Genomic DNA, 13,286 nt, shown 5'->3' on the forward strand with positions numbered 1-13,286 from the left:
TAATGCGTGATTCTGACAGGGCTACAGTACACACTTCCAGATAGCTACTCCCGCTATGATCAGGAGCCGAAAATAGTATGACGCCATCACAGATCACCATCGTTGCTATTCTGATTGCCACCGTACTGATGTTTCTGTGGGGCCGCTGGCGTCACGATATGGTGGCGGCGGGCGCTCTGCTAGCCTGTGTTCTGACCGGCCTGGTGCCCGCCGACGCCGCCTTCGACGGGCTGAGTCATCCGGCGGTGATCACAGTGGCCTGCGTGCTGGTGCTGAGCAAAGGTTTGCAGAGCTCCGGCGCCGTCGACGTGCTGACCCGGCTGCTGCTGCCATCCCAGGCCGGACCTACTCTGTCCATTGCCGCCCTCACCGGGCTTGGTGCCATACTGTCGGCCTTCATGAATAACGTCGGCGCCCTGGCGCTGCTGATGCCAGTGGCAATTCAGATGGCCCGACGCCAGCAATTGCCGCCCGGCAAGGTACTGATGCCGTTGGCCTTCGGTACCATACTGGGCGGCATGACCACCCTGATTGGTACACCGCCCAACCTGATTGTCTCCGGCTTTCGTCAGGCCAGCGGTGAGGGCGTGTTCGGCATGTTCGATTACACCCCGGTCGGTCTGGCGGTGGCGGCGCTGGGGGTGGGTTTTGTGGCCCTGATCGGTTGGCGTATCGTGCCGGAACGTAAGCAGTCTGGAGTCGAGGGCTTCGATTCCGGCGCCTATATCACAGAGGCGCGCGTGCCGGACGGCTGCAAGGCCGAAGGCATGACCCTGAGAGAAATAGAGCAGGCATTGGTGGAGGCGGATGCTCAGGTGCTGGGACTGGTACGCAACGAAGTGCGGATGGCGCCGCCCAGTCCGCGCCGGCGGGCCCGGGCCGGCGATATTCTAATGCTGGAGGCGGAAGCGGAAACCCTGTCTCATGCCCTCTCCAGCCTGGGTCTTAAACTGGAAGAAGCCAAGGCGACCCGAGAAGAAAAAGAGAAAGAAAAAGAGAAAGAAAAAGAGAAAACCAAAGAAAACGGCAGCAACGAGGCCCCGGTCACCCCTGTTGCTGCCAAGGCCGATGCACAAGACAACGCCGAGGGAAGCGGATCAGATGCATCAGATGAAGTGGTGCTGATGGAGCTGGTGATACTGCCGAGCTCCGAGCTGCTGGGGCGCACGGCAAGAGGCATTCAGCTGCGCACCCGCTACGGCGTCAACCTGCTGGCGGTATCACGCCAGGGACAGCGTTCGGTCAAGCGACTGCGGGCCCAGGCCTTCAGAGCCGGCGACTTGCTGATGATGCAGGGTGGGCCCGAGGCGATCGCCGAGTTTGCCTCCAACACCGGCTGCGTGCCCCTGGCCGAGCGTGACTTGCGTATTCCCGATAAACGCAAGGCGCTGATGGCCACCGGCATCATGGCGGCCTCGGTCGCCGCCGCCGCCTTCGGACTGCTGCCGGCTGCAGTGGCGTTTGCCGCCGGTGTGCTAGCGTCCATGGTGCTGCGCACCGTGCCGCCCCGCTCGGTTTATACCGCCGTTGACTGGCCAGTGGTGGTGCTACTGGGCGCCCTGATCCCGGTAGCTGAGGCGATGGAGTCCACCGGTACTGCCAAGCTGATCGCCAATCTGTTGTTGAACGGAGTGGCCCAGGGGCATGCCATTGTCGCTCTGGTGTTGATCCTGGTGGTGACCATGACTCTGTCGGATTTGATGAATAACGCGGCGACGGCGGCGGTCATGTGCCCTATCGCCATCGGTACCGCAGCTCAGCTGGGAGTGAGCATGGATCCCTTCCTGATGGCGGTGGCTATTGGTGGTTCCTGCGCCTTTCTGACGCCGATTGGGCATCAGAACAACACACTGATCCTGGGGCCGGGGGGCTTTCGTTTCGGCGACTACTGGCGTCTGGGGCTGCCATTGGAGCTGTTGGTGGTAGTGATTAGTATCCCCATGTTACTGTGGGTATGGCCGTTGTAAACGGGACAGAATGGGTACGGAAGGAGCTAACGATGCAGAACGAATTGAATAATAAAATCGTGCTGGAGGTCTTTGACAAGATTCAGCGCTTTGGTGAACCCCATGAAGATGGGCATATTCTGGATGGAGTAGTGGCGAGCAGCGATTTTGACGGTTATAGCGTCGTATTGTCTGGCAGTGGGGTTACCTTGCAGTTGAATTTCCACCAGAGTTATCGTTTCGATTACGCCAGTGACACGCTGAAGGAGCAGTTCATGGCGAAGATTGATTATATCCATCACCATTACAACGAGCGCCAGCAAGGTAATTGAGTCCTGCTATCGCTCCTGTGCCGATATCGCACAGCAAAAATCCAACCCGATCACCCAAAAGAGCAATCGGGTTGGATTGAATCGACTTAGCCTACCATGCGAGCCCTGACGGTACGGCCCTTGATTTTACCCTGCTGCAGGTGCTTCAGCGCCTGCCTGGCCACATCTCTGTGTACCGCCACATAAGACTGCATTTCCGAGATATCAATCTTGCCCACCTGAGCACCGGCAATGCCGGCTTCACCGGTGAGGGCGCCCAGAATATCGCCGGCGCGAATCTTGCTTTTGCGGCCGCCGGCAATATTCAGAGTCACCATCTCCGGCTGCAGCGGCGCCGTGTTGCCGTTCAGATCGGCCAGCGACCCCTGCACGATAGGAGCCTGCTGATATTGTTCAATCATGTTTACCCGGTAGGCTTCCTGCGGGCTGTAGAGGCTCAGTGCCAGGCCCTGCTGGCCGGCACGACCGGTGCGGCCGACACGGTGCACATGCACTTCCGGATCCTGGGTGATGTCGTAGTTGATCACCGCAGCCAGCTCCTTGATATCCAGGCCGCGGGCCGCCACATCGGTGGCCACCAGAATATTGGCGCTGCCGTTGGCGAAGCGGATCAACACCTGATCCCGCTCTCGTTGTTCCAGATCACCGTTCAGCGCCAGGGCGGAAAAGCCCAGGGTGGTCAGGTGCTCGGCCACTTCCTGACAGGCGCGTTTGGTATTGCAGAACACCACCGCCGAGCGCGGCGCATAGTGGGCGAGTAGAGTAGCCAATGCCTGCTTGCGTAAGTTGGGCACCACTTCGAACAGCAGCTGGACTATGGTGTCTGCCCGCAGTTCATCGGCTACCGATACCCGCACGGGCTGCTGTTGCAGGCCCTGGCTCAGTTCGGCGATGCCCTCGGGATAGGTCGCCGAAAACAGCAGGGTCTGGCGTTGCTTGGGGGCGAAGGCAACCACCCGCTCGATGTCGTCGACAAAGCCCATGTCCAGCATGCGATCCGCTTCGTCCAGTACCAGGGTATTGAGCGAGTCCAGCACCAGGCTGCCCTGTTCCAGGTGCTTGAGTATACGGCCCGGGGTGCCTACTACTATGTGCGCTCCGAATTCGAGCGAGGCGGTTTGTGCCGCAGTCGGAGAGCCACCGCAGAGCGCGACCAGCTTGACGTTGGCCATGGCCCGGGCCAGACGACGCAGCTCGCGGGCGACCTGATCGGCCAGCTCGCGGGTAGGGCAGAGCACCATGGTCTGCACGCCCATTCGGTTGACGTCGAGACGAGCCAGCAGCGCCAGGCCAAAGGCGACGGTTTTACCGCTGCCGGTACTGGCCTGGGCGATCACGTCTTTGCCTTCCAGCATCAGCGGCAGGCTCTGGGCCTGAATAGGGGTCATCCGGGTGTATTCCAGGCTGGTCAGGTTAGCGATCAGGGACTGGTCCAGGGACAGGGTGGAAAATTCGGTGTTGGTCACGGGGAAACTCTTGATATCAGATAAATAGGGGCGCACTAAGGCCAACAGACCCTAAGGCGGGGCCGCATCATAGCAGAAAAGCGGCAAGGGCGGTGTCTTTTGGCCATAAGTTAAACAAAAAGCCCTCGCATGCGAGGGCTTTGTTGCGTTCTGATGCCGCCATCAGATGGACACAGACTTAGTTGTGCTTGTGCAGCTCGGCGTTCAGCTCGACGGCAGACTTGTTGGTTTTCACCTCGATGCGGCCGGTCTGGGAGTTACGACGGAACAGTAGGTCGGATTTGCCTGCCAGATCGGCGGCTTTAACCGTCTGCACTTCCTGGTTCTTATCATCCAGAACGGTCACCTTTGCGCCGGCGGTGATGTACAGACCGGATTCGATGGTGCAGCGGTCGCCCAGCGGGATGCCCAGACCGGCGTTTGCGCCCAGCAGGCTGCCTTCGCCAACGGAGATGACGATGTTGCCGCCACCGGACAGGGTACCCATGGTGGAGCAACCACCACCCAGGTCGGAACCGTTGCCGACCACAACACCGGCAGAGATGCGCCCTTCAACCATGCTGACGCCCAGAGTACCGGCATTGAAGTTGATGAAACCTTCGTGCATGACGGTGGTGCCTTCGCCCACGTGCGCACCCAGACGGATGCGGGATGCATCACCGATACGCACGCCAGCCGGTACCACGTAGTCGGTCATTTTCGGGAACTTGTCGACAGAGTTAACGCTGATGGTGCGACCCTGGGCGCGCGCTGCCAGCTGGCGTTTGGCCAGTTCGTCTACCGCGATAGCGCCTTCGGAGGTCCAGGCCACGTTTGGCAGCAGGCCGAACATGCCGGACAAGTCCAGACCGTGTGGCTTGACCAGTCGGTGGGACAGCAGTGCCAGCTTCAGGTAAACCTCGGCGGTGCTGGCAGGTGCGGCGTCGGTGTCCAGAATGGTCACAACCAGTGGCTGGCTGGTGCCTTCCAGAGCCGTAACGATTTCGGCCTGAGCTTCGGCGCCGACAGACAGGAAAGCCGCTTCCAGATCGTTCAGCTGTGCGGCGCTGATTTCGATTACAGCGTTGCCGCCTTCGTAACCGGTCTTCGCAGCAACTGCGTTAACCAGTGTGTCATCAGCGTTGTGCAGCGGCAGGTTGTAGTAAACCTCCAGCCATTCACCTTTGGCGGACTTGGTGCCCACACCCAGACCGAAAGCAAAGTTTGCCATCTTGGTAACTCCGTTAATTTGGTTTGAATTCGTAATCGGCCGGCGCGCGCATAGCGGCCAACCGGGTGTTAATCAGTTGCAGGCCGAGCCTTGCTGTGTGTTGAACAGTTCAGTGGCGAATGGTGTCGCGACGCTCGAAAGCGGCTTCGAGAATGGCTTGCAGTGCAGACATCTAAAACGACTTCCCTGTTTCTTGATTCAATTCTGGTGCATCTTTTATCATATTTTGCCGCCCTGGTTGAGCTCCTCGATCACTTTTTCTCGTAACAATATCTGTTCTTGTTCGTTTAATGGCCGATCTTCGCTGTTGGTGAGGCTAAAAAAATCTTCTACCCGTTCGCCTATGGTGGTGATCTTGGCGGCGTGCAGGTTCAGCCCCAACCGACTGAATACGGAGCCAATGCGGGCCAGCAGGCCGGGGGTATCTAGCGCCACCAGCTCCATCAGGGTGCGCTTGGTCAGCCGTTGGGGCTGTAGAAAGTTCACCTGGGTCGTGACGGTAAATTCCCTGTGCCGCCGCGAAGGCGGGCGAATGCGCACCATGGGCGGCGTTTGGATCAGCAGCACCTCGCCCAGGCTGTGGCACAGATCGCTGAGCCGGTCACCACTTACCGGCTGGCCGTCGGGTTCGAGCACGATAAAGGTATCCAGGGCATAGCCGTCTTTCGAGGTCATGATCTGGGCATCGTGGATGTTGAGGTTTTTCTGATCCAGCGCCGCCGCCACCCGACCGAACAGGTTTGGGGAGTCGGGGTTGTAGATAAACAGTTCGCTGCCGCCCCGGCCCGGCTGCTGGCTGATTTGTACCAGTGGCCGCCGGCTGTCACAGTGGGCCAGAATATGGCGGCTGTGCCAGGCGATTTGCTCCGGTGTATGGCGCAGAAAGTAATCGGCGGTAAAGCGGGCCCACAGGGGCTTTATCTGCTCGACGGGGGTATCCAGCTGTTCCAGGATCTGGCGGGCTTGGCGCTGATTCTCTCGGATGCGCAGGCGCAGATCCGGCGGATTTTCCAGGCCCCGGCGCAGCGCCTTCTGGGTGGCGAAGTAGAGCTCTCGCAACAGGGTGCCTTTCCAGTCGTTCCACAGGTGATCGTTGGTGGCACAGATATCGGCCACCGTCAGACTATAGAGAAAGTCCAGACGCAGCTCGTCTCTGACCAGGCCGGCGAATTCGCTGATCACATCCGGATCGTAGATGTCACGGCGTTGGGCGGTGACCGACATCAAGAGGTGATGGCGCACCAGCCAGGATACGAGGCGGGCGTCGGATTTGTCGAGATCGTGCTGCAGGCAAAACGCCAGCGCGTCTTCCGCCCCAAGCTCGGAGTGATCGCCGCCCCGGCCCTTGGCGATATCGTGAAACAGCGCGGCGAGGTTGAGCAGCTCGGGCTTGCGCAAGCGGCCGCAGATTTCAAAACACAATGGATGACTGCGTTTGGCGGCGGGTTTGCGGAACCGGTAGATGTTTTTGAGCAGCCGGTGCGTGTGTTCGTCGACCGGGTAAGCGTGAAACATGTCGAACTGCATCTGACCGACGATTTTGCTCCACTGGGGAAAATAGGCGGCGAGAATGCCGTAGCGGTGCATCAGGGTCAGCGCCAGGCCACAGGCACGGGGATGGCGCATCAGCATCATGAACAGCCGTCGGCAGTCGGCCCGTTCGCACAGAAAAACGGGCAGGCGGCGGCGGGCATCCCGCAACTGGCGCAGCGTGGTGGAATAAATGCCAGTGATCTGGGGATGAGCGGCAATCTGGTAGAAGAGCCGCAAGATGGCGGCAGGTTCTGCTCTGAACAGCTCGGGATTGATGACGTCGATCAGGCGGCCGCGCAGGCGAAACTCGGGGGTGAGCATCTTCACGTCCATGGCAATATGGCCAAGAATGGCCTCATCGAACAGCTGCAGCAGCATTTCGTTAAGCTCGGCTACCCGCCGCACCGTCTGATAGAAGCGCTTCATCATCTGCTCTATCGGCTCGTTACCTTCGCCGGCAAAGCCCAGTGCAGTGGCCACCGCCCGCTGGCGGTCGAACAGCAAGCGGTTATCGGGGCGGTGAATGGCCATGTGCAGGGCAAAACGCAGCTTCCACAAGAAGTTCTGACAGTCGAGCAGCTCACGGTACTCGGCCCGGGTCAGAAAGCCGTGGCTGACCATTTCACTCAGGGTGGCGGCACCGAAGTGGCGACGGGCGACCCAGCTGATGGTCTGGATATCGCGAAGGCCGCCGGGGCTGCTCTTTATGTCCGGCTCCAGCTTGTAGCTGGTGTCCTGAAACTGGCGGTGGCGACTTTCCTGCTCCTCTCGCTTGGCCTCGAAAAAGGCCTGGCTGGGCCAGAATTTATCGGGTTGGGTGGCCTGGGTAAGGGCGGCAAAGGTGTCGTAGCAGCCCGTGATCAGCCGGGCTTCGATCAGGTTGGTGGCGATGGTGATATCTTTTTTTCCCTGGCGGATGCATTCCGCCACCGAACGCACGCTGTGGCCTACTTCCAGGCGCAGATCCCACAGCAGGGTGACAAAGCTGCCGATACGGTCGTTCAGGGCCGGCTCCGGCGTGCCATTGCTCAATATCAGCAAGTCGATATCCGAATAGGGATGCAGCTCGCCCCGGCCGTAACCGCCGACCGCCACCAGCGCCAGTTGCTGATCCTTATCCAGCCCATGGCGCTGCCACAGCCCGGTCAGCAGTTGGTCCATGTGCTGGGAGCGGGTGACCACCAGCTCCATGATATCGTCGCCGGCGTTGAAGCGTTGTTCCAGCCAGTCTTGCAGGCGAGCCAGTATTTCCTTGCACTTGGGCAGGGTCAGTTCTGTGGGGTCGAGCAGGGCCGGAGCGAGCAGGCTGGCGTCCATGAGGCGGCGATATCCTTGCAGTCGGAAGTACGACTACGTTAGCAAAGTCGGCTCCGGCGGGAAAGGAGATCCCTTTGTTCGCCTCGATGCCACACCGTCGGCTGCTGCCGGTGTGGCAGATACAATAAAGGCGCCGAAGCGCCTTTATGTATGGATATCGTGTATCCGTGCTTAATTATTATCTGCCGCAGGTACTATACTTATCGCATGGTTACCTTTGGGTCCTTCTTGTATCTTGTACTGTACCAACTGGCCCGCTTTCAGGGTTCTGTATCCGTCCATCTGGATGGTGGAAAAATGTGCGAACACATCATCACCGCCTTCCTGTGGGCAGATAAAGCCAAATCCCTTAGCATTATTAAACCACTTCACCGTACCGGTCGTCATACATCTGCATCCTTTTGCTCAAACATCCAAAACAACATTGAGTAACTGGCAGCTGCCAATTTTTACGACAGGTGAACCCCGCCGGATGCGGCGACCCGAAATGCAAGCGCCATACGACACTTGATTCAATGGTCACCAATCAATCACTCTAGCCAATCATCTGGGCGAGTCAAGCGTTTGTTTGTTATCGCATTCCGCCACAGAAAGACGGTTGACAGCGTCGATGTAAGCGGTAGTGTGAAGGAAAGACTAGCTAAAGCGTTCCTGATATCCTGACAAAAAGAGTCAGTCCCTGGCTTGAAAGCGACGCCAGGCAGCGGCACCAAATCCGGAGCCGACTGCTGTAGCGAGATCCGGAACAGTGATTTAGAGTAAATATATGGGCAGGAGAACACAGCAGGCAGATGGTGATCAGTTAAAAGAGGTGGAAGAAACTGCGCTGCAGCCCCCTCCTATGTACAAGGTCATCCTGAACAATGACGATTACACCCCCATGGAGTTTGTGGTGGAGGTACTGCAAAAATTCTTTGTAATGGATGTGGATAAGGCCACGCAGGTGATGATGGCGGTTCATTATCAGGGGAAAGGAGTCTGTGGCCTGTTTACCGCAGAGATTGCAGAAACCAAGGTAGCGCAAGTGAACAAGTTTGCCCGTATGCATGAACATCCGCTGTTGTGCACCATGGAGCAGGAATGAGTAAGTACCCGCCGCAACGGGACACCGCAGTTTTTTAGGGGAGGTGCCTATGTTGAACAAAGACCTTGAGAGCACATTGAACGACGCTTTCAACGAAGCGCGCCGTGCTCGCCACGAGTTTATGACGGTGGAGCACCTGTTACTCGCGCTGTTGGACAACCCGTCTGCCAAAGAGGCCCTGACGGCCTGTGGCGCAGACCTCGAACAGCTACGCCGTGAAACCCACCTGTTTATCGAGCAGACCACGCCGCTGATACCGGCGGGGGACGATGAAATAGAAACGCAACCCACCCTCGGCTTTCAGCGTGTGCTGCAGCGGGCGGTATTTCATGTTCAATCTTCCGGTAACGCCGAGGTAACCGGTGCCAATGTACTGGTCGCCATTTTCAGTGAGCAGGAATCGCAGGCCGCCTACCTGCTGAAAAAGATCCAGATCGGCCGGCTGGACGTGGTCAACTTCCTGTCTCATGGCGTGCGCAAAGACGGCCAGCAGGAAGAGGCGCCACCCGCCCAGTTGGAAGAAAACACCGACGAGGCGGCAAGCAGCCAGACCGAAGGCTTTATCATCAACCTCAACCAATGGGTGAAGGAAGGCCGTATCGATCCACTGATCGGCCGGGATCATGAGGTCAATCGTGCCATCCAGGTATTGTGTCGTCGGCGCAAGAACAACCCGTTGCTGGTAGGGGAGGCCGGGGTTGGTAAAACGGCCATCGCCGAAGGCTTGGCTTATCGCATCGTGCATCAGGATGTGCCGGAGATTATCGCTGACAGCACCATCTATTCGCTGGATATGGGCTCGCTGCTGGCGGGTACCAAGTATCGCGGTGATTTCGAGAAGCGCTTCAAGGCGTTGCTCAAACAGTTCGAGAAGCAGAAAGGCGCCATCCTGTTTATCGATGAAATTCACACCATCATTGGTGCCGGCGCCGCCTCGGGTGGCCAGCTGGATGCGGCCAACCTGCTGAAACCTATGTTGTCGAGCGGTCAAATCCGCTGTGTGGGATCCACCACCTATCAGGAATACAGCCAGATTTTCGAAAAAGACCGGGCCCTGGCACGGCGTTTCCAGAAAATCGACATTCTGGAGCCTTCGGTGGAAGACACCACCAAGATACTGCTGGGGCTGAAGAGCCGCTACGAGTCACATCACGATGTGCGCTACACCAGCAAGGCTATTCGGGCGGCGGCCGAGCTGTCTGCCAAATACATCAACGACCGTCATCTGCCTGACAAGGCAATCGACGTCATCGACGAGGCGGGCGCGCAAATCCGCATGATGCCCCCCTCCAAGCGCAAGAAGACCATAGGGGTGGGCGACATCGAGGCCATCGTGGCCAAGATTGCCCGTATTCCCGAGAAATCGGTGTCCAGCTCCGACAAGGAGGCACTGAAGAATCTGGAGCCCAAGCTCAAGATGGTGGTCTTCGGTCAGGACAAGGCGATAGAGGTGCTGACCGACTCCATCCGGCTTAGTCGTTCCGGCCTTGGCAACGAGAAGCGGCCCATCGGCTCCTTCCTGTTTGCCGGCCCGACCGGGGTGGGCAAGACCGAGGTGACCCAGCAGCTGGCGCGGGTGCTCGGTATCGAGCTGGTTCGCTTCGACATGTCCGAGTACATGGAGTCCCATACGGTGTCACGCCTCATAGGGGCCCCGCCGGGCTATGTGGGATACGATCAGGGTGGTTTGCTTACCGATGCGGTGATCAAGCATCCTCATGCGGTGGTGCTGCTCGATGAAATCGAGAAGGCGCACCAGGACGTGTTCAATCTGCTGTTGCAGGTAATGGACAATGGTACCCTGACCGATAACAACGGCCGCAAGGCGGACTTCCGTAACGTGATACTGGTGATGACCACTAATGCCGGGGTGCAGGAGACGATACGCAAGTCTATCGGCTTCCAGCAGCAGGATCACAGCCATGACGCCATGACCGAAATCAACCGGACTTTTGCACCGGAATTTCGTAACCGGCTCGACCATATCATCTGGTTCAACCACCTGAATATGGAAGTGATTCACCGGGTGGTGGACAAGTTTATCGTTGAACTGCAGGCACAGCTGGATGCCAAAGGGGTATCGATGGAGGTCAGCGAGCAGGCGCGTCACTGGTTGGCAGAGAAAGGCTACGACAAGTCGATGGGCGCACGGCCCATGGGGCGGGTGATTCAGGAAAAACTGAAAAAGCCGCTGGCCAACGAGTTGCTGTTCGGCGAACTGGTCGGTGGCGGCTCGGTCAAAGTCACTCTAGAGGACGACAAACTGCATTTTGACTATCAGTCGGAAGCCTCTCTGGCCCATTGAGTTCAGGCCTCAGGGCATAGCACCATAATCAGCACTACAATGCCCGGCACCATGATGGTGCCGGGCATTTTATTATCCAAGAGGTGCATGCCTGACGGAACAGGGGCGCGAAAAACCACCCAAAGGTACAGCTATTGGGGGCTGACGCCGCCATGTAACATTCGGAGTGACTGGCGAACGGATTAGCGAGCGCGGAAGACGATGCGTCCTTTTGACAGATCGTAAGGAGTCAGTTGAACAGTGACCTTGTCACCGGTAAGGATACGGATGTAGTTCTTGCGCATCTTGCCGGAGATATGAGCGGTGACCACGTGGCCATTTTCCAGCTCAACGCGAAACATGGTGTTCGGCAGGGTGTCCAGAATGGTCCCTTGCATTTCAATACTGTCTTCTTTAGCCATTGAGTCCTCTTGTTAACGCAGGCAATAAAAACGGCATCGATCATGCCGGATTTCGCCTCGAGTGTAAAGTTTCCGCTCAGTCTTTCATCGCCTGCCAGTGTCCGGCTACGAGTCGCTGATGTGGGCGGAAGTGTTGTTTATAATTCATTTTTTTACAACCATCCACCTGGTAACCCAGATAAACCCAGCTCTTGTTCAATCTGGCCGCCAGTTCCAGTTGGCTCAGAATAGCGAAAGTCCCCAGAGATCTGTGCTCCAGGTCGGGGTCGTAAAAGGTGTACATGGCGCTTAGCGCCTGACCTAGCAGGTCGGTTACCGCCACCGCCACCAGCTGTTGATCCAGCCAGAACTCCATAAATACCGGCGGTAACCAGTCGCACAGCAGAAAACCGTCATACTGCTGGCGGCTGGCGGGATACATGGCGCCATCCTGGTGCCGTTCGTTGATATAACGCTGATACAGCCGAAAATACTCCGGCTTTTCCTGCTCACTCAGGCTGATGCTCAGATCCCGGTTCTGCCGGATGATGCGCTTCTGGCTGCGGCTAGGGGTGAAATGGGCGACGTCGATGCGCAGTGACTCGCAGGCGCGACATAGCTGGCAGTGCGGTCGATAAATGTCCGAGCCGCTGCGACGAAAGCCCGCACTGAGCAATTGTTCGTACCCTTCCAGGCACAACAATTCCTTGTCGAGCAAAACCAGCAGCTGTTCCAGCCGTTCGGGCAGGTAACTGCAGGGGTGTTTGGGCGTCAGCCCCACCTTGAGATTCACTTCCCTCATAACGTCAGCTCATCCGGTTGCCAGCACCCTTGTGCTAGCGACTGCTGTTGCAGCTCTTTGAGTTTATGTAAAAAACGCGAGCGTGGCCAACTTGTGACCCCCAGACTCATCAGATGCGGGTTGGGTAACTGGCAGTCTATCAGTTCGCCGCCATGACGGTGCAGATGCCGGCACAGGCCGAGCATGGCGAGCTTGGAGCCGTTGTCGACCCGATGAAACATCGACTCGCCACAAAACAACTTGCCAAGGCCGATGCCATAGAGCCCGGCCACCAGCTGTTCCCCCTGCCAGACCTCGACCGAGTGGGCGTGGCCTTGTTGATGCAGTCGACAATAGGCCTGCTCTATGCCGGGGGTGATCCAGGTGCCTTCCCGGGTTTCACGCAGCTGGCGGCAAGCGCGGATGACCTGTTCGAAGGCGATGTTGATGGTCAGCCGATATAGTCCACGACGAGCCAGTTTGGCCAGGCTGCGACTGACATACAGGGCATCTGGTTCCAGTACGGCACGAGGGTCAGGCGACCACCACAGCAGGGGCTGGCTTTGATCGAACCAGGGGAATATGCCCATGTGGTAGGCCAGCAAGAGCCGTTCCGGGCTCAAGTCGCCGCCCACGGCCAGCAGGCCATCGGGTTCGGTTAACGCCAGTGTGGGATCCGGAAACCAGAGCCTCTTGTCGAGTAGGGTCAGCATGGGGCGCCTTCGTCAGTCCTGACTCACATCGAGCCAGTCCCTGCCGGTCTGTTGCTCGATATAGTCGCGAATAAACTGGCGTACCTTCTGGGACGGGGTCACGTCTTCCTGGGCGCAAAGTTGTTCGAACAGGGCCTTTTTTCTGGGATCGATCAGCAGGGTCAGGCGAGCGGTTCTTTGTTCCATAACGACTCCGATAGTCACTAAAACATGTTAATC

General features: G+C 58.1%; 12 protein-coding genes. 4 read left to right on the forward strand and 8 right to left on the reverse strand.

Annotation, left to right across the window (positions count from 1 at the left end; all coding sequences use genetic code 11):
* Positions 1-77 precede the first annotated feature (77 nt).
* Together UN63_RS00420 and UN63_RS00425 are read left to right on the forward strand one after the other, a co-directional pair.
* Positions 78-1,967, forward strand: a complete 1,890-nt coding sequence (locus UN63_RS00420) for an SLC13 family permease (RefSeq protein WP_104484822.1) — start codon at positions 78-80, stop codon at positions 1,965-1,967.
* 32 nt (positions 1,968-1,999) lie between these two features.
* On the forward strand, positions 2,000-2,278 hold the full coding sequence (locus UN63_RS00425; protein ID WP_104484823.1) for a DUF3081 domain-containing protein: 279 nt from the start codon (positions 2,000-2,002) through the stop codon (positions 2,276-2,278).
* Positions 2,279-2,364: 86 nt separating this feature from the next.
* Here the strand turns inward: UN63_RS00425 and dbpA are convergent, their stop codons facing one another.
* The 4 genes from dbpA to cspD all read right to left on the reverse strand — a co-directional run bounded on the left by dbpA (position 2,365) and on the right by cspD (position 8,191).
* A complete protein-coding gene (gene dbpA / locus UN63_RS00430; RefSeq protein WP_104484824.1) occupies positions 2,365-3,744 on the reverse strand; it encodes an ATP-dependent RNA helicase DbpA in 1,380 nt (459 codons plus the stop codon).
* A gap of 178 nt (positions 3,745-3,922) precedes the next feature.
* The gene (gene dapD / locus UN63_RS00435; RefSeq protein WP_104484825.1) at positions 3,923-4,954 is read right to left on the reverse strand and encodes a 2,3,4,5-tetrahydropyridine-2,6-dicarboxylate N-succinyltransferase; all 1,032 of its coding nucleotides are present in this window, start codon (positions 4,952-4,954) and stop codon (positions 3,923-3,925) included.
* A gap of 219 nt (positions 4,955-5,173) precedes the next feature.
* Positions 5,174-7,804, reverse strand: a complete 2,631-nt coding sequence (gene glnD, locus UN63_RS00440; protein WP_104484826.1) for a bifunctional uridylyltransferase/uridylyl-removing protein GlnD — start codon at positions 7,802-7,804, stop codon at positions 5,174-5,176.
* Between the two features lie 171 nt (positions 7,805-7,975).
* Positions 7,976-8,191 (reverse strand): cold shock domain-containing protein CspD, encoded by a 216-nt coding sequence (gene cspD, locus UN63_RS00445; protein WP_104484827.1) that lies wholly within the window; start codon positions 8,189-8,191, stop codon positions 7,976-7,978.
* A gap of 379 nt (positions 8,192-8,570) precedes the next feature.
* Between cspD and clpS the strand changes: the two genes are divergently transcribed.
* Both clpS and clpA read left to right on the forward strand, forming a co-directional pair.
* Complete coding sequence (clpS, locus tag UN63_RS00450) at positions 8,571-8,888, forward strand: ATP-dependent Clp protease adapter ClpS (protein WP_104484828.1); 318 nt, start codon at positions 8,571-8,573, stop codon at positions 8,886-8,888.
* Between the two features lie 49 nt (positions 8,889-8,937).
* Positions 8,938-11,193, forward strand: coding sequence for an ATP-dependent Clp protease ATP-binding subunit ClpA (gene clpA / locus UN63_RS00455; protein WP_104484829.1), 2,256 nt, complete (start codon positions 8,938-8,940; stop codon positions 11,191-11,193).
* Between the two features lie 182 nt (positions 11,194-11,375).
* Here clpA and infA read toward each other — a convergent pair whose 3' ends face one another.
* The 4 genes from infA to UN63_RS00475 form a co-directional block, all read right to left on the reverse strand.
* Positions 11,376-11,594, reverse strand: coding sequence for a translation initiation factor IF-1 (gene infA / locus UN63_RS00460; protein ID WP_007419779.1), 219 nt, complete (start codon positions 11,592-11,594; stop codon positions 11,376-11,378).
* A gap of 76 nt (positions 11,595-11,670) precedes the next feature.
* Positions 11,671-12,375, reverse strand: coding sequence for an arginyltransferase (locus UN63_RS00465; RefSeq protein WP_104484830.1), 705 nt, complete (start codon positions 12,373-12,375; stop codon positions 11,671-11,673).
* Entirely contained in the window at positions 12,372-13,067 is a 696-nt protein-coding gene (gene aat, locus UN63_RS00470; RefSeq protein WP_104484831.1) for a leucyl/phenylalanyl-tRNA--protein transferase, read from the reverse strand. The genes UN63_RS00465 and aat overlap by 4 nt, the downstream gene beginning before the upstream one ends.
* Before the next feature lie 12 nt (positions 13,068-13,079).
* Positions 13,080-13,253, reverse strand: coding sequence for a CopG family transcriptional regulator (locus UN63_RS00475; protein ID WP_104484832.1), 174 nt, complete (start codon positions 13,251-13,253; stop codon positions 13,080-13,082).
* Positions 13,254-13,286 lie beyond the last annotated feature (33 nt).

This window comes from Oceanisphaera arctica (assembly GCF_002936955.1).
GTDB lineage: Bacteria > Pseudomonadota > Gammaproteobacteria > Enterobacterales > Aeromonadaceae > Oceanimonas > Oceanimonas arctica.